We start from the raw sequence: 19,268 nt of genomic DNA, 5'->3' as shown, positions 1-19,268 counted from the left end.
GGTGGCTTACAAGCCACCTTTTCTATTATTATTCCCGCTTAGATAGTTACCACTAAGATATTATGGCTGAATTTATTGCTCCACCCTGCGATGGCAACATTGAGGTTTTATACCAAGATGAACATTTGTTATTGATCAATAAACCGACGGGATTGTTAAGTCTCTCGGGGAAGAATCCATTAAACAAGGATTCAGTACATCATCGTTTAGTGCAAGATTATCCAACGGCTACGTTAGTACACCGTCTCGATTTTGGTACGTCAGGTATTATGTTAGTGGCGCTAAACAAAGAGATTAATGGATTATTAACTAAACAATTTCAGCTACGTACTGTCACAAAAACCTACACTGCAGTGTTATATGGTGATTTGGTTGAGCAACATGGTGATATTGAATTACCGATCGCCAAAGATAGCGATAATTTCCCGTTTATGAAAATTTGTCAGCAAACTGGCAAACCCGCTCACAGTCAATATCAAGTAATTGAACGTCATCAACAAAGGCTATCAACACGGGTCACCTTTACCCCTATTACCGGTCGAACTCATCAGCTACGCATACACAGCCAGCAAATAGGCCATCCTATTTTAGGTTGTGACTTATATGGTAATGACTATTCGCAAGCGATGTCGGACCGATTAATGTTGCATGCCACTTCATTATCGTTCACTCATCCAGTAACAGAACAACGGATTGATTTTGTTTGCCCAAGCCCATTTTAACCACTTCTAGCAACAAACTAATGTAAGCATGGTGAAAACTGATGCATAATCAATCTATTATTTATTCTTACATAGGTTAATCAGCATGGTGATTTCATGGTTAGATTCGCTGGCTTTAATTGTATTTTTAGTTAGTTGGATAGGGTATACCGGTTTTGCCCGTCGTAAAGCCAAAACCTCTAATTGCATTGCACGAGTAATGCATCAGCAACGTATTCATTGGATGTCGCAGGTAATAGCCAAAGAGATACGCGTAGCGGAAGCGGCATTATTGGCTAATTTAGAACGCAATATTGCCTTCTTTGCTTCAACAACTTTACTGATCCTGGCGGGTGTGTTGACGTTATTTTCGCAGGTTGAAAAGCTTGAAACCGTGATTGGTTCTATTCCCTTCACCTCGTCGCCTAATCACGCGCTGGTACAGATCAAACTGGCTCTTTTAGCTGGGATTTTCGTGCTAGCATTTTTCCAATTTACCTGGTCAATGCGTCAATATGGTTTTGTGAATATTATGATTGGCGCGGCACCATTAGATAAAACCGGTAGCGATAAAAATGCATTGGGCTATGCAAGGCAAATGGCCGTGGTACAAGATCAAGCGGCGCATTCATATAACTATGGCTTACGTTCTTATTACTACTCTATGGCGGCGCTGTGCTGGTTTATGCATCCAGGAATGTTCATTTTAGCCAGTTTATTTGTGGTATATACCTTGTACCAACGTGAATTTAATTCTAAAGCCGTGGTTGCTATCACTGCAGCACAGGCCTATTTAGAAAAGAATCCAGCTTATATTGGTCGAGATTAACCTCAAAAAACATGCATTGTTTGTTAACATTAACGGATATGGCGTAATAACATGACTTAATGCAAGATGATTTGAGTGAGTTTATGTGTTCAATTCAAAGTCTATGCAATCATGATTTAATGGTATTGCATCAGTACGACATAATGCTAACCACCAGTCTATACCATTAAGTGTCATCAATTTTTTGTGATTTATATATATTTTAGTGTGTTAAGCAAACGTTTTCAGGGGTGATATGTTTCATAGTATAAAAGCCAAGGTTATCACTATTTTCTCTTTAGTCATGATAGCTTTCACGTCTGTGCTTTTAATCACTATATTTATCAATGAGCGTGATCGTGTACTGGATTTAGCATTAGAAAACTCTACCAAAATTTCGAAAATGCACGCAAACCTCCTCAGCCAAGAGTTTGCTCGATATGTTGTTATGTTAAAAATGCTCAGCAATAACCCAAAGACAAAGCTAGGTGATAAAGCGACTATCGCTCGACAGCTGCAAAGGCTGATGACAATGGGGCGTGGTAATTTCATTAATGCTATTTATGTAGACAAAAATTTAAATTTAACTGATGTGTTAGGTAATACAAATAAAGTCACTCATTCTTCATTTATACGAGCTGAACAATGGGTGGGCAAAGAATATAATATTAGCACGCCAGTAATCACTCGGTTTGAAAAGGCCCCCGTTATCATGGTGGGAGTACCTATTTTAGACACGCAAAATAACTGGATAGGAACACTTGCAGTGGCGGTGCCTCTCACCATCATCTCCGCTAAATTAGCAGAAATTAAGCTCGCAAAAGAGAGTTACGCTTGGTTAACTGACTCGAATGGCTTAATGGTTTCACATCCGAATAAAAGTTTTATAATGAAGAATAAACTTTCAATGACAGAAAGTGCTGATTATCCAGGATTTTATAAAATAGTCCGACAAACTAAATTACAAAATGATGGCTACGGTCGTTATAGGGATGCCAAATTAAATGAATCGAAGATAGTCACATTTTCAAAAGTTGATTATCTGCCTGGCTGGACCTTGTTTGTCACAACTAAAGAGTCTGAAATTTTTCACGCTATATATACAATAATGTACGACGTTTTAGTCACTTCGATCATTTTGATGGTGATATTTTTATTACTCATCAGTGAACTATCCAATAGAATAACAAAACCAATCGTGCAACTGACCAAAGATGTAAAAGCCTCTGTTAAAGATAAAAAAAGTTATCTAAAAATAATCGATTCAGATGATGAAATAGGTCAACTGTCTAAAGCTTTCCACGATAGTCTTCAAAAAATACATTTACACACTATCCATTTAGAACAAATGGTCAATCATCGAACCCAAGAAATCACCGACAAAAACTTACTGCTTAATCAGCAAAATGAAAAGCTTGAACAGCTTGCCTCTAAAGACCCGTTAACCTTGCTTTATAATCGTCGAGCTTTTAGTGCTCTGGTTGATAAAGAGATCTCCCGCGCTAAGCGACATCATTTCCCTGTTACTCTAGTCATATTAGACATAGATCATTTCAAAAAGATTAATGATGAGTTTGGCCACAATGTTGGTGATGATATTTTGTGCCGTTTTGCGGATGAGCTGTCTATAAATATGCGCAAAGAAAATCTCATCTGTCGCTGGGGAGGAGAAGAGTTTGTGATTTTAATACCAGAAGCGACCTCGGCTATGGTCTTTAAACATATTGAAGCGCTACGTCAAAAAATCTCACAGATGGACTTTGCGCCAATTGACAAGTTAACCTTTAGTGCCGGCATGGCAACTCTGCGTATTGAAGAGCCTTTTAAAGAATGGTTCCAACGAGCTGATAGCGCTTTGTACAACGCTAAAGGATCGGGTCGAAACAAGATAGTAGTTGATGACATTATTGGCTAGAAAGAAGCTGAGGCATATACGATAGCGAAGCTTAAATTAGTTACCTTGGTTTTTACTTAAGCCGATTGGCTATCCTCTAATGCATCACGCAGATTGTTCAAGAGCGTTATAAGCGCTTATCGTGGAGTTATTTGATGGTTGGTGATTTGCATAACTATCAAAATGGCAAGCGGATTCAAATTCCTTCAATTACTGACTTTTATTTAAGTATCTGCTACACATTTGCTACAACACAGAACGCCAGATATGAAAAAGCCGTAGTAGGTATTAACCTACTACGGCTTATCAGAATTGGTGGCCCTCCCAGACTCGAACTGGGGACCTGACGATTATGAGTCGTGTTTCTTTAGATATAACATGAAACTTGATGAGATAGCCAAATACTCCTGAAGCCCTGCTATATAGGGCTTTTTTGTTTATGATATTTAGTATATTGTCTTAAGGTATCTTATATTTTCTTGCGCTTACTACAGGCACAACTACAGGCAATTGTCATGACTACAGTTACTTTTAAAACTTATAACCAAGTCGTAGGGTTAAAAATAACGGGTAAGCGATATGAGTCTTACAGAGCCACCAGTGAGCGTGGAAAAGGTCGTTTAGGCGTTGAGGTTAGTTCTACTGGAACAAAGCGATGGATATACAGGTATTTTATTGATGGTAAGCGGCAGTTTATTAGAATGGGACTTGTATCTGATAACTTCGTTATGACAATGGCTCAAAGCGAGTGTGATAAATACGCAGAAATGTTAGCGAAAGACTTAAATCCAAAATTAGAATTAGAAAAGCAGCAACAATTAACCAAGGCTAGGGAACAAGCTGAAGCCGTAAAAGGCAGCGTTCAACAGCTTTTTACTTCTTACACTTCACAGATGAAAGAAGATGGTAAACGCACCTATGCGGCTGTACTAAAAGCACTTGAAAAAGAAGTTTATTCTCATATACCACCATCAACTAAAGCCAAAGATGTTAAGCCGACAGATATAGTCCCAATCCTATCTAGCATGATCCAACGTGGCGCTATTGTTCAATCTAACCGTGTTAGAAGCTATATTGTCGCAGCTTATAACTACGGCTTAAAACATGATTTAAACCCAGCACAGGCGCATACAGGGGTTAAGTTTGGCTTATCAACTAATCCCGCTCAAGTTGTAGCTAAGCAATCCAAGGCTGAGAAAGTTGGTGAAACTTGGTTATTACTCGAAGAAGTTCGATTTCTACTTGAAAACTTCTCTACAGTTAATCGCGTTGGTCCAATGGTGTCGGCATTAATGTCACTTTGTTTTAATACGGGAGGTCAGCGGCCTTTCGAGTTGGTGGCAAGTCGCTGGGAGTCGATTAACTGGGAAGAAAAAACATTATTAATTACTCCTGATGTCAGCAAAAACAAGCGTTCACACTTGATCCCGTTAACAGATAGCGCAATAGAATTACTTAGGATTTTACAGGATAAATCTGAAGGTAGCCCGTTTATATTTCCAAGAAAGAATGACCACCAGCAGCACCTGAGGACCGATAGTTTTTCAAAGGCCATTAGCCGTTATCGTGAAGCTTATCCTGAATATAAAGCTTTTGTTGCCCGTGATATTAGGCGAACCTGTAAAACGCTTATGGGCGAGCTGGGCGTGTCTAAAGAACTGCGTGATAGATTACAAAATCATGCCCTTAATGATGTCAGTTCAAAGCACTATGACCGTTATAGCTACCTTAATGAAAAACGTGAGGCATTAAGAAAGTGGGAAGCCCGCTTGAATGGGGTTGAAGCGAAGGTTATACCATTTGGAGGCCGTAAGCATGGGTAATCGAGGACCTAAAAAGGGGAAAATGTATCGTACAGACGAATTCATGCTCAAGGTGTTATTACATCGTAGGTTAGAGTCAAAACCAACATGGGATGATACAGTCAGATACGCATACCCTTCAGCGGAAGGTAAATCCAAAATTGAGGTGAAAGGGGGTGAAGTTAGAGATGCTACAAGGTTGGTGAAAAATTTTAAGGGATTTTACATCAATCGCGGGATAACTGGTGCAAAAGAGCTAGAGCGAATCATAAACAAACCTCTATCAGGGTTAAAGTTTGATCTCAAAACTACCGATGATAATAACTATCTTGTAACTTTTTTTGGCAGTGATAAGGAATACATATTTACCAAGGAAAATATAACTGAAAAGTTTAATGAAATTGGTGCGGCTATTGATGGCAACGTGAACGAATTACCTGACTTACTTTGTGACATAGCACCTCTTATTCGAGCGTTAAAACTCAAAAGAAAAGATGAACAACTTATGGGTAATGAACACCTTCAAGTTGTTTCTATTGGCAACGATGAAACAGACATATTAACTAAGAAGGAAGTATTTGCAAAGCTAGAAGAAGCGCATCAAAGAGCTATTGAATCTATAACTGCTAGTCAAAAAAAATAATCAGCTGAGTACATTTAACATAGATAACTAACTCTTAGTAATCTTGTATATTTAATTAGTGTTTTAGTTAATATTGCATTAATTTTTTAACCCGATAAAACTTTGTCTACCCTTCGGAAGTAAATTGACATGTACATTTCAGATACGTTCATGAGAACTTATTTGGAGACATAACATGATTTATTTTACCTATTCCGATTTAGAAAAACGCTACAATAAAAACTATCGAACTATCTGGAGATGGTGGGCTAAAGACAAGACCTTAGAGCCACCTAAAAGGGCTGGTAAAGTCCTTTTAGGTTGGACAGAAGATCAGCTAATCAAGTTTGAAAATGGTCAGACACAGATGGAGGCAAAGTAATGAGCTTCCAACTACTCCTCAAAACTTCACCAGCAAGTGCTATCCCCAAGGCTAACACTAAGGCTTATCGACTATTGGCGTTACTCGCTAACGGTAAGCCTGTACCTGAAATTCACATATTTATCGAGTTAGGCGTCAATTGTCGATCTCAGTTGCAGGCATTAAAAAATGATACCTATGGACATTGGAATATCATTCCTGAATTTGACGATAAAGGAATCATTGTCAGCCGTAGTCTTGACCCTAGGCATTTATCGGGAGATCCAATGCTTGATGCCAGAGCGAGAGCCGAAAGGCGCGTAGAACTGAAAAGAGAAAGCTTAACGCTATCCATTCACGATAAAGCGAGAACTAGCAAGGCAAGGGCTGAATTGAGTGAGGCAGAGGATCACTTATTGGGTTTGGAAAGCGGAAATAATTAAGCGCCTAGCAATTAGCTAGACGCTCTGGGTAAGTTGCTGGTGGTTTTGGTCGGCAAACTGTAGACCATCAGCCTTTTTAGAGTAACTCAATTATGAATAAATACAATCTTACCACTTCACAAAACTTGATATTTTGGAGTTGTAAATATTTAGCGGTTTTGACTAGAAAAAAAATTGGCGGTTTTGACTAATTTAATTTCAAGTTTAGCCAGAGTTGACGCGCTTAGTGGCCGTTTCACTTTCTGTACTTTAGAGCGGTTTTTTATATTATCCCTAATTAAAAGCTCTAATGTTTATGGTAATTACTAATAGAGGTCGAGGCACAAAGAACACATCAGGCCGAAAGCATATTTCAAAAAGTGGCACTGTAAAGCATCGAGGGCAAGTCATCGCAGTGAATGCTAAAGGTTCTGGTGTTTACACTGCGACTATTAAAAAATCATTCGAGCAGTTTGATAGAGGTTTGGACTGTTGGAGGCGTCAAATAATGGTGATCGCTCAACTTCATCTGGGATATTCGCAGTCAACCAATAAAGTGATGACACTGTTACTTAAGCGATTACGTTATCGCTTTGCTAAGGAGTTAGGCATTAATGAATTTGGTTTTCATTGGTGTCGAGAGTTAGAGCGTGGCGAGGGGGCGCACTACCATTTGTATTTATGGCTAGATGGCGATAAATACCGAACATCTCACTCTATCACGCCCAGAATAAGGGAGGCATGGGAAAACTTAGGAGGTTCAATTGGTTCCACAGGGAGACCATATCATTTTGTGAATGATGAACAGAGTCGGTTAGATGCGCTTTATCATCTGTCATACATATCTAAAGGCAAAGGCAAAGGCAATCGCCCTGTTCAAACTAAAGATCATGGAATGAGTCGTTTAAAGCCTTTAGGGACTATAAAAACTCAAAGTAAGTTTTAGTAAGGATCTTTCTAACAGGTTAACTATATGTTGTTCACTATGCCCTGCAATTAGCGGGGCTTTTTATTGTCGAAAGTGGACATTAATAGCTAAGGTTGAGGCAAGGTTGTGTCAAGGTTTCGGAATGTTTTCTTTGCCAAAATGACTTGATGAAATCTGATTTTATGAGCGAGTAATCTTTATAACATTATGAATTTCAATAAAAATGTTGGCGGCTGTAATTTTCCCAACCCCTTTTATTTTCAATAAATCTGATTCTGTTAATGGCAATAGTTGATTAATGGTAGTAATCCCTTCTGACTCGAGCGCAGATAAAATCTTTCTGTTAACACCTTTAATCAAATGTAGAAATCCAGCCTTATCTCTGAAGTAGGTTAAGCTGTCCTCTATTGGAATAAATCGTGACATAACATTGCAGATGTTCTCTTCGTTGTAGTATTCACAGATTTTTTTTTCAATTAATCTTAGTTGTTTATTTTTGCTTGAGTAACGGCTGGCGAGATCCATCTTGTCATGAATATTGGCAGTAGAGTCAAAAATTGATAGCAATCCAATGGCATATTTTAAATATTGCTTTTCATCAACAGGTCCAGCATCTGAAGCCGCAGTTGACCCTTCATCCAGAAAATCGAACTCACTGCCAAGCTTTGAGATCCAAATCCCATGCTTTTGTCCTCCGTAATCTGGAGGATTCCCTTTTCCTGTATAAACTTCACCAGACTTTTTTAAAATCCATAATGGTGTGCTTAGTTGTAGCGTAGGATGGAAAATCATTCCATTATTCAAATCAGCGGATTTCTTTAGGCTGAGTGTGATGTGCTGCTTTGAAGGCTTTGAGTAGATCGAGCTTGTTAATAAGCGGAAAATAATATTGAAAATCTTCATATCTATCCTCTTAACCCACACATGTGAGGTGGCATTTTGACAGGAATTATTAATCTAGGCAAAGCACCGATGTAAGAAGGTAAAGTCTTAAAATTAACACTCTTGTGAAGCGTAATTGTAAGCTAACTAAAAATTCAGTGTTGTACCAGCTTTAAATTGCTGCTTGCGAGTAGGACTAAGCCTTTCGAAAGCAACACTTATTGCTACTAATACAGGCACAACTACAGGCAATTTGAGCAGATACGAAAAAGCCGTAGTAGGCGCTAACCTACTACGGCTTATCTTAATTGGTGGCCCCTCCCAGACTCGAACTGGGGACCTGACGATTATGAGTCGTATGCTCTAACCAACTGAGCTAAGGGGCCGACTTAAGATAGTCGTCACTATCGAAAGCGGGGAAAGTATACGAAGTTTGTTGGCACTTGTCACCCGTGTTTTTAGTTGTATTTACTTATCTTGTTTCAATTGGTTATCTGTTAAGCAATTATTGCGTTTTTGGACATAAAAAAACCTGCCGAAGCAGGTTTTTATACTATTTTTTCAGTGAGCTTATTCGTCTAAGAACGACTTTAAGATTTCTGAGCGAGAAGGGTGACGTAATTTACGTAACGCTTTAGCTTCAATTTGACGAATACGTTCACGTGTAACATCAAATTGCTTACCCACTTCTTCTAACGTGTGGTCAGTATTCATATCGATACCAAAACGCATACGCAGTACTTTTGCTTCACGGGCTGTTAGGCCAGCTAACACTTCGTGTGTGGCGTTCTTTAGACTTTCGCTAGTTGCTGAGTCAAGTGGTAGCTCGAGGGTAGTATCCTCGATAAAATCACCTAAATGCGAATCTTCATCGTCACCGATTGGGGTTTCCATTGAGATTGGCTCTTTAGCGATTTTCAGCACCTTACGAATCTTATCTTCAGGCATCATCATACGTTCTGCCAATTCTTCAGGAGACGGTTCACGGCCCATTTCTTGAAGCATTTGACGAGAAATACGGTTCAGCTTGTTAATCGTTTCGATCATGTGTACTGGAATACGGATCGTACGTGCTTGGTCGGCGATTGAACGAGTGATTGCCTGACGGATCCACCACGTTGCATAAGTCGAGAACTTGTAACCACGGCGGTATTCAAACTTATCTACTGCTTTCATCAAACCAATGTTACCTTCTTGGATTAAATCCAAGAACTGTAAACCACGGTTGGTGTACTTTTTGGCAATAGAAATAACCAAACGTAAGTTAGCTTCAACCATTTCTTTTTTCGCACGACGAGCTTTCGCTTCACCGATAGACATACGACGGTTAATGTCTTTAATGCCTGCGATGGTTAAATCTGTTTCAACTTCGATAGCACCTAGCTTGGTCACACAACGCGTTACGTCATCGGTGATCATACGCAAACCTTCAGCGTAAGGCTTAGTGCTTTCTTTTTCTTTGTTAAACCAATCTAAGTTTGTTTCGTTACCAGTGAAAGCCTTAATAAAGTTTTTCTTTGGCATCTTAGCGTGTTCAACACAAAGCTTAATGACTAGACGTTCTTGAATTCGTACGCGGTCCATCATGTTGCGCATGCTTTTCACTAAACGGTCAAACTGTTTAGGTACTAAACGGAATTCTTTGAATAATTCGCCAATAACAAATAATGAGCCAATAGCTTCAGGGTGGTCACGGCCTTTTTCGGCAATAATTCCTAAGCTTTTTTCGTAGGCTTCTCTGAGTTGAGTGAATTTTTCTTTGGCTTCTTCAGGGTCTGGCCCTTTGTTGCCTTCTTCCTCTTCCTCATCGTCATCATCGTCGTCATCGTCATCATCATCATTTTTAGAGTCAGCTAATTCTGAACCAACATTGGTGGCAGTTGGTGCGACGTCATCGTCGTCAGGATTGATAAATCCAGAGATAATATCAGACAAGCGCAATTCTTCAGCTTCATACTTATCGAATTGCTCTAAGATCATTGCGATCGCTTGAGGGTACTCACTGACAGAACTCTGTACTGTGTTGATACCTTCTTCGATACGTTTAGCAATAACAATTTCGCCTTCGCGAGTAAGTAGCTCTACCGTGCCCATTTCGCGCATATACATGCGGACAGGGTCTGTGGTTCGGCCTAACTCACTTTCTACGGTTGCGAGAGCTGCCGCTGCTTCTTCTGCAGCATCTTCGTCTGTGTTGTCTTCCGACATCATCATGTCATCGGCATCTGGCGCTTCTTCAAAAACGCGGATACCCATGTCATTTATCATCTGGATAATATCTTCAATCTGATCGGAATCGACCATGTCTGCAGGTAAGTGGTCGTTCACTTCTGCATAGGTTAAGTAACCTTGCTCTTTACCTTTAGCGAGCAACAGTTTGAGTTGCGACTGCGGAGTGTGATCCATAGATATCATCCAATTTTGGGTAACTGATAAAACGATAGGCCAGTTAGCTGTGCTAAGTGGCGCGCAAATCGTCAATTATAGCTGTGTGGACTAACCTTAGCTAGTCCATGGCAATGTTTGTACGCATATTCTTCACGAATAAATTGCGTATTACTTCGCTATGCCTTTCATTATAGAAATCAGCTTTGTTAGCTGCATTTTTTCAACTTTCGTTAAAGCCTGTTTTAGGCTTAATTCCTGATATCGTTGTTCAATATATTGGTTGTTTAACCAAATCAGGGTTTGCTTAAACTCTGGCAATACGTTTTCATCCGCCACTTGATGTTCCCATTGGGCTAGCTTTATTAGAGTGCTCTTTTGATTATGCTCTCTATGCATTTCAAGTAGTTGTGCGCTGTTTAACGTTTGCTCTCGAGTTATATCTAACAAATGATTGAGCAATTCTATGCCGGTCATCTGTAATCGATCTAGTGCAGGCTGTTTTGCCAAACCAAAGCCTAAACTTGGGTTTTGGACCAGTAGGGCAATGGCCAATCTTAATGGCGTACCACGACCTTGTAAGCCTTTCGCATTTAACGGTTTTGGCTGTTTTACAGTAAAACCTAATTTTTTCTTTAAATCTTCGCTACTGTTCATGCCTAATTTGTGTGCTAAATTTTCTAACAGTAAATTCTGTAGGACGGTATCTTGTACCTTTTCGATTAGCGCAATGGCTTGCTTGGCTAATGCCCCTTTATCGGTACCGTGGTTAGCACTTAATGTGTCAAACAAAAACTCGGGCAGTAACATGGCTTTTTGCATTAATGCTTCGAATGCTTCTTTGCCAATTTTGCGGACCATAGTGTCAGGGTCTTCACCTTGCGGTAGAAACATAAACTTGACTTGGTCACCCGGTTTTAACAGTGGTAGCGCTGTTTCTAGTGCACGCCAAGCTGCTTCGCGGCCTGCGCGGTCACCGTCATAACAACAGACCACTTGTTTTGCACTACGCACTAAAAGCTGAAATTGTTCAGCTGTAGTCGATGTACCTAACGATGCAACCGCATAATCAATCCCAAATTGGGCGAGTGCGACGACATCCATATACCCTTCAACAATTAACACATGTAGTGGGTCACGGTGTTTTTGCTTTAGCTCATATAAACCATAAAGCTCATTACCCTTATGAAATATGGGCGTTTCTGGAGAATTCAAGTATTTTGGGGTGCCGTCACCCAAAACTCTTCCTCCAAATCCAACCACACGACCACGACGATCGCGTATTGGGAACATTAATCTGTCGCGAAAACGGTCATAGCGTTTACCGCTATCATTGGCAATTAACATGCCTGCGGTCAGTAATTTATCTTGGGCGGGCAAATTTTGCCTGTAACGACCCAGTAAACCATCCCAACCATCGGGTGCAAACCCAATGCCGAACTGCTCAACAACGTCACTCGATAATCCGCGAAATTCAAGATAATCGACAACTTTTTGTTTGTCTGTATGCTGCCTAAGTTGGCTTTGATAGAAGAGGTTAGCTTCTTCCATCAGTTCGTATAAGTCTCGACTTAATCCTTGATCTGGCCTTTTCCCTGTGCCTTGCTCTCGTGGTACGGCAAGACCAAGTTGACCTGCAAGTTCTTCAATGGCATCAACAAATTCTAGGCGATCATATTCCATGACAAAATCAATAGCATTGCCATGGGCACCGCAACCAAAACAGTGGTAAAACTGTTTGTCTCTGCTGACGGTAAAAGAGGGTGATTTTTCGCTATGAAAAGGACAACAAGCCGAATGGTTCTTACCGGCTTTTTTCAACGGCACTTTACGGTCAATGAGATCGACTATGTCTATTCGAGCTATTAGCTCATTGATAAAATCACGAGGTATCGCCATTGATTGCTGTTGTTCTCGAATTTACTTTATCAACTGATGTAAACAAACAAGCCGTGCAAGTGCACGGCTTATTCAACATTAAAAATTGATTACTTCAATTTAGCGCGGATCATTGTACCAATAGCACTCATATCTGCACGGCCTTGAACTTTAGTTTTTAATGCTCCCATTACTTTACCCATATCCGCCATGGATGCAGCACCAACATCAATAATAGTAGCATCGATAATCGCTGCTACTTCATCTTCTGTTAGCGGTGTAGGCAGAAAATTTTCGATAACTCGAATTTCATCTGCTTCTACGGCTGCCAACTCCGGACGATTCGCTGCTTCATATTGAGCAATCGAATCACGGCGTTGTTTAACCATTTTGGTTAATACAGCTATTGTCTGTTCATCAGTCAGAGTTTCGCGGGTATCCACTTCAATCTGTTTGATGGCAGACAGTGCCATACGAATTGTTCCTAAGCGCACTTTATCTTTAGCGCGCATGGCATCTTTCATGTGGTCTTTTAGCTGATCGGTTAAGTTCATAATGAGATTAATATAAACGTACGCGACGTGCGTTTTCGCGAGAAAGCTTCTTAGCTAGACGCTTAACTGCAGCTGCTTTTGCACGCTTACGGGCAGTAGTTGGCTTCTCGTAAAATTCACGAGCACGCACGTCAGCTAAAATACCAGCTTTTTCACAAGAGCGCTTGAAACGACGAAGAGCTACGTCGAATGGTTCGTTTTCACGTACTTTAATAATTGGCATACGCCATCACCCCTTAGGTGTAGTTATGTTGGATGATTAAATCGACTAAACATTTTTAGTGACTTCACTCAAACCAAAGGCTATTTAAAATGGTGCGGAATTTTACACCGAGCGGCGACCATTTGTAAACCCCTGATTGATTTTCTCTTCGGGGAAATAGCCCACTGTTTCATTTTTTTAATATTTAACCTGAACTCGGTATATAGAGTTGAGAATATAATTATAAATATCATAATTTTAGTAATTAACCTCTATCAAACTTGTCATTTTTTACTAACAAGGCGAAATGACGCGTCAATAGTGGGCTTATTGCAAGTCTTCTTGTGTAAAGAATCTCGACGTTAGCAAGGCAAAGGGCTGTTTGGGAGGAATTTGTTATCTTAAGTTCAGGTTATTTAGGAAAAAGTAGCCGTTATATGTCTATTCGTTTGAGTCGCTAGTTGTACTGCAGTGCCTGTTTTGTTAGGTAACGCGCATGGACAATATCATGGTTGCCCCTTGGTAAGTGTATTTAACACCAATTGTGACTGTTTAAAATCGGTTTGTTATCTATGTTTCGCTGGTTCAGAGTCTTGAGTTGATCTCTTACTTATAAGCTTACTTAGAAGGATAGGTATTTAATCGTTAAACATTGGAGTATTTACGCTGAGACGGGTAGAATTGGCGGCCTTATTTTTAATGAAGACGAGAGATTATGCGGGTTATTGGTATTGAGACATCCTGTGACGAGACTGGGGTTGCAGTGTATGACGATAAATTAGGCTTATTGTCGCATGTGCTATACAGCCAAGTTAAATTGCACGCCGATTATGGTGGTGTTGTGCCTGAGCTTGCCTCTCGTGATCATGTTCGCAAAATTGTTCCATTGATTAAGCAGGCTTTATCAGAGGCTAATTCAAGCCTAGATAATATCGACGGTGTTGCTTATACCAAAGGTCCTGGGCTAATTGGTGCATTACTTGTTGGCGCTTGTGTGGGACGCTCTTTAGCGTATGCATGGAATAAACCGGCGATCGGTGTGCATCATATGGAAGGACATTTATTGGCACCCATGCTGGAAGACAATGCGCCTGAATTTCCTTTTTTAGCCTTGTTAGTGTCTGGCGGCCATTCAATGTTAGTGCAAGTTGAAGGCATTGGACGATATCAAGTGTTAGGTGAATCTGTCGATGATGCTGCAGGCGAAGCGTTTGATAAGACCGCCAAGCTCATGGGATTAGATTATCCTGGCGGCCCTCGTTTAGCCAAACTAGCCCAGAAAGGCTTGCCTGCGGGGTATAAGTTTCCACGTCCAATGACGGACAGGCCAGGTTTAGATTTTAGTTTTTCTGGATTGAAAACATTTACCGCAAATACGATTGCTGCAGAACCAAATGATGAACAGACTCGTGCCAATATTGCCCGTGCATTTGAAGAAGCAGTTGTTGATACCCTTGCGATAAAATGTAAACGAGCCTTGAAGCAAACAGGTTATACACGTTTGGTGATTGCCGGTGGTGTAAGTGCTAATACTCGCTTACGTGAGACATTGGCAGAGATGATGACCAAGTTAGGCGGTCAAGTGTATTATCCTCGTGGGGAGTTTTGTACTGACAATGGTGCCATGATTGCTTACGCTGGATTACAGCGTTTACGTGCAGGGCATATAGAGGGGCTTGAGGTTAAAGGTCAGCCTAGATGGCCTTTGGATACGCTGCCTGCAGTAGACTAATTGATGAGTTAGCGTGTTTGAGTCGGTAAACTTAAAAGTAATGATTTACTTTCAAGCCGCCAAGAAAACCTAATACTATTTGGTGTTGGGTTTTTTTATGGATTTTTTTCGTGTGACCTTACTTTCTTCGCCATGGCGCAAACGGCCAATATTGTCTTTGTGGCGGATTAAAATAAGGGTTGATAGCATCGCAACAGGCAGAATAAAACGTTCGTCTAACCACCAAGTAAAAAAGGGCGCTAAAGTTGCGGTTGCCATAGCGGCTACAGAGGAATAACGCGTTAATAGTAAAAACACAATCCAAGTGAGGATGAGGCATAGCGCTAAATCACCTCCAATGGGGGCCATTGCACCAAAGGCCGTTGCAACACCTTTTCCGCCTTTAAAGCCAAAAAATATTGGGAATATATGCCCTAGGCAGGCGCTGACAGCGATAAAACCTAATGATGCTGCATCAAGTCCCATTTTATAGCCCAGATAAGAAGGCAGGGCGCCTTTGAGCATGTCAAAAAATAACACAAGCGCTGCAGAACTGACGCCACCAATGCGTAGCACATTAGTGGCACCGGGATTGCCGGAGCCGCTGGTTCTTGGATCAGGTAAACCTCTTAATTTACAAACCAGTACGGCACTTGAGATCGAACCCGCTAGGTAGGCGGTAATGATCATCAAAATGGTGACTGTAACGGCGTTCAAATTGGTTTCCTTACTCTTCTTAGGGTATCATCGCGCATTCATTTGTAAGACAAGTCATTTTAGTATCCACTGAAGCTGTCTTCGCGTTAACATTAACCATTTAATTGATGTTAATTGATGTTAATTGAACAACAGCGCCTATCCTACTGCTTTAATTCATTAGGAAAAAGCTTAAATGTGCATATTAGGCATATAATCGGTAATAAAGTTTGATTAGGATGAACTTAACGTCTTTTTACATCGGTTAAGGTAGGAATTTATATGGATAAAGTACTCATTCGCCAGTTAGCGATAGAGACCATTATTGGTATCTATGAGTGGGAAAAAAAACTTCATCAAACATTGCTTATCGATTTAGATATGGCATGGGATAATCGTCTTGCGGCCGCTAGTGATAGTTACGAAAATGCATTGTGTTATGAAACGGTATCAAATCGTTTAACGGCATTGATTACTGAGAATCCGATAGAGCTGATTGAAACTGTTGCTGAAATGATTGCGCATTGTTTGCAAGACGAATTTAATGTGCCTTGGGTTAAAGTGGTTGTGATGAAGCCTGGTGCAATACCTCATGCTGTTTCTGTCGGTGTCGAGATCGAACGCGGTAGCATTTAACTGTTATTTTTTTTACTGTTTAGCATTAGGTCAGTCAATGGCACGTATTTACATAAGTTTGGGCACTAATATTTCGCCAGAGAAACACCTGAAAGCCGGTTTGGTTGATTTACAACAATATTTTGGCCCATTACAATTATCACGGGTTTTTGAGAGTGAATCGGTAGGGTTTAAAGGCACTAATTTTTTAAATATGGTGGCTGCGGCTGATACCGATTTATCAATTGCACAGGTTGTGGCGACATTTAAGCAAATTGAACAAGACAATGGCCGTATTCGAGGTGAGAAAAAATTCAGCCCGAGGAGCCTTGATATTGACTTATTGCTGTATGACGATGTTATTTGTGACATCCCCGTTGAATTGCCTCGTGGCGAAATTTTGTTTAATGCGTTTGTATTGTGGCCTTTGGCAGAATTAGTCCCTAATCTGTCTCATCCGGTGACGTTACAAAGCTATCAAACACTTTGGCAGAATTATGACAAACAGTGTCAACAATTGTGGCCTATTGTATTTGAGTTCCCACCAGAACTATTACCCATTAACACGTTATAACTAATCGATAAGTTAATCTCTAACAAGGACAAATATGGAAACGTTTCAAGTTATTCTGCTGGCATTAATCCAAGGGCTTACGGAGTTTTTGCCTATTTCTAGCTCGGCACATTTAATTTTACCATCGCAAATATTAGGTTGGGCAGATCAAGGTTTATCATTTGATGTCGCAGTTAATACAGGCTCTTTATTTGCCGTGGTCATTTATTTTCGCCATGAGATTGTTGTACTGGCAAAAGCTTGGTTTACCAGTTTAGCTAGCAAGCAACAAACTCAAGAAAGTAAACTTGCTTGGTGGATTATTTTAGCGACTATTCCTGCTGTTATTGTCGGATTTACTGCCAAAGACTTTATTGAAACCCATTTCAGAAATACTTTAGTGATTGCAATAACTACGATTGTTTTTGGTTTGCTGTTGTGGGCGGCAGATAGAATGTCAAAAGCACAGTTAACTGAATTTCAAATGGGTTGGAAAAAGGCTTTGCTTATCGGTTTAGCACAGGCTATGGCATTAATACCTGGCACGTCGCGCTCTGGCGCCACGATGACAGCAGCACTGATGTTAGGGCTAACCCGTGAAGCCGCGGCTCGCTTTTCATTCCTTATGTCTGTTCCTGTTAGCTTTGGTGCCGCGTTACTGGTGACCAAAGACTTAGTCAGTAGTCCTGCACCTATCGATTACCAAGCGCTTGGTTTAGGGATTGTTGTATCATTTGTTGCTGCGTATTTATGTATTCATTTCTTTTTAAAATTTATTAGCAAAATAGGCATGACGCCGTTTGTATTATATCGCCTTGCTCTTGGTGCGTTATTGCTTGGATTACTCTATCTTTAATATAAGTATTTAAGCGACTTTTTATTTGCATAGCGGGTAGGCTTACCACACTAGGTATTTCTACCCGTTTGTTTTACCGTCTTTCAATTAACTATCAGTGTAATTATGACTTTATCTTTATTATGTCCAGTGTGTTCAGCTCCACTAAATCAACATCAAGCTTCAGCGGGATTTTATTGCGACAACAAACATCATTTTGATAAACACCCTAATGGTTACTGGCCACTGCTGAGCAACGTAAAGGGCAAGAGTAAGCCGCAAGTGGAGTCTCGCCAACAAATGCGCGGGCGACATTTTTTATTAGAAACAGGCTTGTTTGCACCGTTAATTAAACAACTTCAAACAGTATTGCTGGACTTATGTGCCTCTACCTCTAATGGTGACACACAATTACAGCATATCGATTACCAATGTGCTGATGGTTATTATTTACGTCAGCTTGTGCCTGCGTTAGTGGAAGCCAATGTATGGTGCCAGCATTGGGGCATTACCGATGCTGAAAATGCTATCTTTGCCGCGGCAAAATCTGAAACACCGGCGAATTTATTGTTGTTGGCGTTAAAGAAATTGCCCTTTGCCTCGCAATCAGTCGATATTGTGACGGTGCTTGATTCACCGTTAAAAGGGAAAGAATGCATTCGGATTTTAAAAGATGACGGTCGAATTGTATTGTTGCAGCCTGGTATTAGGCATTTATGGCAAATTAAACAACAAGTTTATCCAGACTTAGTCGAAAAGCCGCTGCAGTTAAATTTACCCAATGATGTGGAAATTGATGCCCAGCAACAAGTGGTGTTTACTCAGTCAGTTACCGGTGAGCAGGCATTAACATTGCTTGATATGTCGGTATTTGGTTGGCGTGCTAATGATCAGCTAAAGCATCAAGTTAAATCTACTGCAATTAGTGAACTAGAGTTTGACTGGCAGATTATAACGCTCAAAAAACGCTTATAAAAATGGCAAAATAGGTAACAAGCGTGAAGGCTGATGGAAAGCGATAACAAGCGATAAGATGAAAGTGCGGTGAGAGCGTTAGAGCCTAAGGGCTAGGACGCTTCGCGGCTAGATGATATACAAGCTAAGATTGGTTGCGATCGATGACAAGCGATAAGGACGACAATGCGGTGAGAGCGTTAGAGCCTAAGGGCTAGGACGCTTCGCTGCTAGATGCTATAAGAGCTAATGCTAGGATTGAACTTTGTGTTAATGGTCAATCCAGATGATATCTGTGAGATTGTTTAGAAAGATTAACTGGTTGAACAATGTATAGATTAAATAGTGAAAAAGCTGGTGTGGAGAAGCTGTAGGTGTTTAGATTTTTCGCTTGATACCGCTTGATACCGCTTGATACCGCTTGATACCGCTTGATACCGCTTGATACCGCTTGATACCGCTTGA

General features: G+C 40.5%; 19 protein-coding genes and 1 tRNA gene. 13 read left to right on the top strand and 7 right to left on the bottom strand.

The genetic code is table 11. The features are described from left to right. The first annotated feature begins 62 nt into the window (after positions 1–62). The 8 genes from AAEY99_RS19665 to AAEY99_RS19630 all read left to right on the top strand — a co-directional run bounded on the left by AAEY99_RS19665 (position 63) and on the right by AAEY99_RS19630 (position 7,556). Positions 63–722: an RluA family pseudouridine synthase gene (locus tag AAEY99_RS19665; protein ID WP_351011674.1), complete on the top strand. Its 660-nt coding sequence runs from the start codon at positions 63–65 to the stop codon at positions 720–722. A gap of 85 nt (positions 723–807) precedes the next feature. Next, a complete protein-coding gene (locus AAEY99_RS19660; protein ID WP_335692382.1) occupies positions 808–1,530 on the top strand; it encodes a DUF599 domain-containing protein in 723 nt (240 codons plus the stop codon). A 235-nt stretch (positions 1,531–1,765) separates the two neighbouring features. Then, the gene (locus AAEY99_RS19655; RefSeq protein ID WP_351011673.1) at positions 1,766–3,424 is read left to right on the top strand and encodes a sensor domain-containing diguanylate cyclase; all 1,659 of its coding nucleotides are present in this window, start codon (positions 1,766–1,768) and stop codon (positions 3,422–3,424) included. A 494-nt stretch (positions 3,425–3,918) separates the two neighbouring features. Continuing rightward, positions 3,919–5,226, top strand: a complete 1,308-nt coding sequence (locus AAEY99_RS19650) for a tyrosine-type recombinase/integrase (protein WP_351011671.1) — start codon at positions 3,919–3,921, stop codon at positions 5,224–5,226. Next, entirely contained in the window at positions 5,219–5,848 is a 630-nt protein-coding gene (locus AAEY99_RS19645) for a hypothetical protein (RefSeq protein WP_351011669.1), read from the top strand. The genes AAEY99_RS19650 and AAEY99_RS19645 overlap by 8 nt, the downstream gene beginning before the upstream one ends. Before the next feature lie 175 nt (positions 5,849–6,023). Beyond that, positions 6,024–6,209, top strand: coding sequence for a hypothetical protein (locus AAEY99_RS19640; protein ID WP_351011667.1), 186 nt, complete (start codon positions 6,024–6,026; stop codon positions 6,207–6,209). Continuing rightward, positions 6,209–6,631, top strand: coding sequence for a hypothetical protein (locus AAEY99_RS19635; protein ID WP_351011666.1), 423 nt, complete (start codon positions 6,209–6,211; stop codon positions 6,629–6,631). The genes AAEY99_RS19640 and AAEY99_RS19635 overlap by 1 nt, the downstream gene beginning before the upstream one ends. A gap of 295 nt (positions 6,632–6,926) precedes the next feature. Next, complete coding sequence (locus AAEY99_RS19630; protein WP_351011664.1) at positions 6,927–7,556, top strand: rolling circle replication-associated protein; 630 nt, start codon at positions 6,927–6,929, stop codon at positions 7,554–7,556. 162 nt (positions 7,557–7,718) lie between these two features. Here the strand turns inward: AAEY99_RS19630 and AAEY99_RS19625 are convergent, their stop codons facing one another. The 6 genes from AAEY99_RS19625 to rpsU form a co-directional block, all read right to left on the bottom strand. Then, positions 7,719–8,441, bottom strand: coding sequence for a helix-hairpin-helix domain-containing protein (locus tag AAEY99_RS19625; RefSeq protein ID WP_351011662.1), 723 nt, complete (start codon positions 8,439–8,441; stop codon positions 7,719–7,721). A 288-nt stretch (positions 8,442–8,729) separates the two neighbouring features. Further along, a tRNA-Ile gene (locus AAEY99_RS19620) sits at positions 8,730–8,806 on the bottom strand. Positions 8,807–8,990: 184 nt separating this feature from the next. After that, positions 8,991–10,826 carry an RNA polymerase sigma factor RpoD gene (gene rpoD, locus AAEY99_RS19615; protein WP_101088819.1) on the bottom strand — a complete coding sequence of 612 codons (1,836 nt, stop codon included), beginning with the start codon at positions 10,824–10,826 and terminating at the stop codon, positions 8,991–8,993. Between the two features lie 150 nt (positions 10,827–10,976). Continuing rightward, positions 10,977–12,704 carry a DNA primase gene (gene dnaG / locus AAEY99_RS19610; protein ID WP_101088820.1) on the bottom strand — a complete coding sequence of 576 codons (1,728 nt, stop codon included), beginning with the start codon at positions 12,702–12,704 and terminating at the stop codon, positions 10,977–10,979. 89 nt (positions 12,705–12,793) lie between these two features. Next, positions 12,794–13,237 (bottom strand): GatB/YqeY domain-containing protein, encoded by a 444-nt coding sequence (locus AAEY99_RS19605; RefSeq protein WP_101088821.1) that lies wholly within the window; start codon positions 13,235–13,237, stop codon positions 12,794–12,796. Positions 13,238–13,244: 7 nt separating this feature from the next. Beyond that, positions 13,245–13,460 (bottom strand): 30S ribosomal protein S21, encoded by a 216-nt coding sequence (gene rpsU, locus AAEY99_RS19600; RefSeq protein WP_006080725.1) that lies wholly within the window; start codon positions 13,458–13,460, stop codon positions 13,245–13,247. Positions 13,461–14,154: 694 nt separating this feature from the next. Here rpsU and tsaD point away from each other — a divergent pair. Then, on the top strand, positions 14,155–15,171 hold the full coding sequence (tsaD, locus tag AAEY99_RS19595; protein WP_351011660.1) for a tRNA (adenosine(37)-N6)-threonylcarbamoyltransferase complex transferase subunit TsaD: 1,017 nt from the start codon (positions 14,155–14,157) through the stop codon (positions 15,169–15,171). A gap of 75 nt (positions 15,172–15,246) precedes the next feature. Here tsaD and plsY read toward each other — a convergent pair whose 3' ends face one another. Next, the gene (gene plsY, locus AAEY99_RS19590; protein ID WP_502959515.1) at positions 15,247–15,840 is read right to left on the bottom strand and encodes a glycerol-3-phosphate 1-O-acyltransferase PlsY; all 594 of its coding nucleotides are present in this window, start codon (positions 15,838–15,840) and stop codon (positions 15,247–15,249) included. A gap of 288 nt (positions 15,841–16,128) precedes the next feature. On the opposite strand from plsY, the gene folB reads away from it, so the two are divergent. The 4 genes from folB (at position 16,129) to AAEY99_RS19570 (ending at position 18,824) form a co-directional block, all read left to right on the top strand. After that, positions 16,129–16,482: a dihydroneopterin aldolase gene (gene folB / locus AAEY99_RS19585; protein ID WP_011638438.1), complete on the top strand. Its 354-nt coding sequence runs from the start codon at positions 16,129–16,131 to the stop codon at positions 16,480–16,482. 37 nt (positions 16,483–16,519) lie between these two features. Further along, on the top strand, positions 16,520–17,035 hold the full coding sequence (folK, locus tag AAEY99_RS19580) for a 2-amino-4-hydroxy-6-hydroxymethyldihydropteridine diphosphokinase (protein WP_162023710.1): 516 nt from the start codon (positions 16,520–16,522) through the stop codon (positions 17,033–17,035). A 34-nt stretch (positions 17,036–17,069) separates the two neighbouring features. Beyond that, a complete protein-coding gene (locus AAEY99_RS19575) occupies positions 17,070–17,870 on the top strand; it encodes an undecaprenyl-diphosphate phosphatase (RefSeq protein WP_101088826.1) in 801 nt (266 codons plus the stop codon). Positions 17,871–17,975: 105 nt separating this feature from the next. Further along, complete coding sequence (locus AAEY99_RS19570; RefSeq protein WP_351011658.1) at positions 17,976–18,824, top strand: putative RNA methyltransferase; 849 nt, start codon at positions 17,976–17,978, stop codon at positions 18,822–18,824. Positions 18,825–19,268 lie beyond the last annotated feature (444 nt).

Source organism: Shewanella sp. S1-58-MNA-CIBAN-0166 (assembly GCF_040310085.1).
GTDB lineage: Bacteria > Pseudomonadota > Gammaproteobacteria > Enterobacterales > Shewanellaceae > Shewanella.
The sequence above is the reverse complement of the archived record's forward strand: the minus strand, read 5'-3'. Positions and strand labels throughout refer to the sequence as shown.

What these genes read in the sequence shown, in the direction of transcription:
- folB (WP_011638438.1), top strand. Translation starts at nt 16,129, where the DNA reads ATGGATAAAGTACTCATTCGCCAGTTAGCGATAGAGACCATTATTGGT.
- AAEY99_RS19630 (WP_351011664.1), top strand. Translation starts at nt 6,927, where the DNA reads ATGGTAATTACTAATAGAGGTCGAGGCACAAAGAACACATCAGGCCGA.
- AAEY99_RS19625 (WP_351011662.1), bottom strand. Translation starts at nt 8,441, where the DNA reads ATGAAGATTTTCAATATTATTTTCCGCTTATTAACAAGCTCGATCTAC.
- AAEY99_RS19665 (WP_351011674.1), top strand. Translation starts at nt 63, where the DNA reads ATGGCTGAATTTATTGCTCCACCCTGCGATGGCAACATTGAGGTTTTA.
- rpoD (WP_101088819.1), bottom strand. Translation starts at nt 10,826, where the DNA reads ATGGATCACACTCCGCAGTCGCAACTCAAACTGTTGCTCGCTAAAGGT.
- AAEY99_RS19635 (WP_351011666.1), top strand. Translation starts at nt 6,209, where the DNA reads ATGAGCTTCCAACTACTCCTCAAAACTTCACCAGCAAGTGCTATCCCC.
- AAEY99_RS19605 (WP_101088821.1), bottom strand. Translation starts at nt 13,237, where the DNA reads ATGAACTTAACCGATCAGCTAAAAGACCACATGAAAGATGCCATGCGC.
- AAEY99_RS19570 (WP_351011658.1), top strand. Translation starts at nt 17,976, where the DNA reads ATGACTTTATCTTTATTATGTCCAGTGTGTTCAGCTCCACTAAATCAA.
- AAEY99_RS19640 (WP_351011667.1), top strand. Translation starts at nt 6,024, where the DNA reads ATGATTTATTTTACCTATTCCGATTTAGAAAAACGCTACAATAAAAAC.
- plsY (WP_502959515.1), bottom strand. Translation starts at nt 15,840, where the DNA reads ATGATCATTACCGCCTACCTAGCGGGTTCGATCTCAAGTGCCGTACTG.
- AAEY99_RS19660 (WP_335692382.1), top strand. Translation starts at nt 808, where the DNA reads ATGGTGATTTCATGGTTAGATTCGCTGGCTTTAATTGTATTTTTAGTT.
- rpsU (WP_006080725.1), bottom strand. Translation starts at nt 13,460, where the DNA reads ATGCCAATTATTAAAGTACGTGAAAACGAACCATTCGACGTAGCTCTT.
- AAEY99_RS19575 (WP_101088826.1), top strand. Translation starts at nt 17,070, where the DNA reads ATGGAAACGTTTCAAGTTATTCTGCTGGCATTAATCCAAGGGCTTACG.
- AAEY99_RS19655 (WP_351011673.1), top strand. Translation starts at nt 1,766, where the DNA reads ATGTTTCATAGTATAAAAGCCAAGGTTATCACTATTTTCTCTTTAGTC.
- AAEY99_RS19645 (WP_351011669.1), top strand. Translation starts at nt 5,219, where the DNA reads ATGGGTAATCGAGGACCTAAAAAGGGGAAAATGTATCGTACAGACGAA.
- AAEY99_RS19650 (WP_351011671.1), top strand. Translation starts at nt 3,919, where the DNA reads ATGACTACAGTTACTTTTAAAACTTATAACCAAGTCGTAGGGTTAAAA.
- dnaG (WP_101088820.1), bottom strand. Translation starts at nt 12,704, where the DNA reads ATGGCGATACCTCGTGATTTTATCAATGAGCTAATAGCTCGAATAGAC.
- folK (WP_162023710.1), top strand. Translation starts at nt 16,520, where the DNA reads ATGGCACGTATTTACATAAGTTTGGGCACTAATATTTCGCCAGAGAAA.
- tsaD (WP_351011660.1), top strand. Translation starts at nt 14,155, where the DNA reads ATGCGGGTTATTGGTATTGAGACATCCTGTGACGAGACTGGGGTTGCA.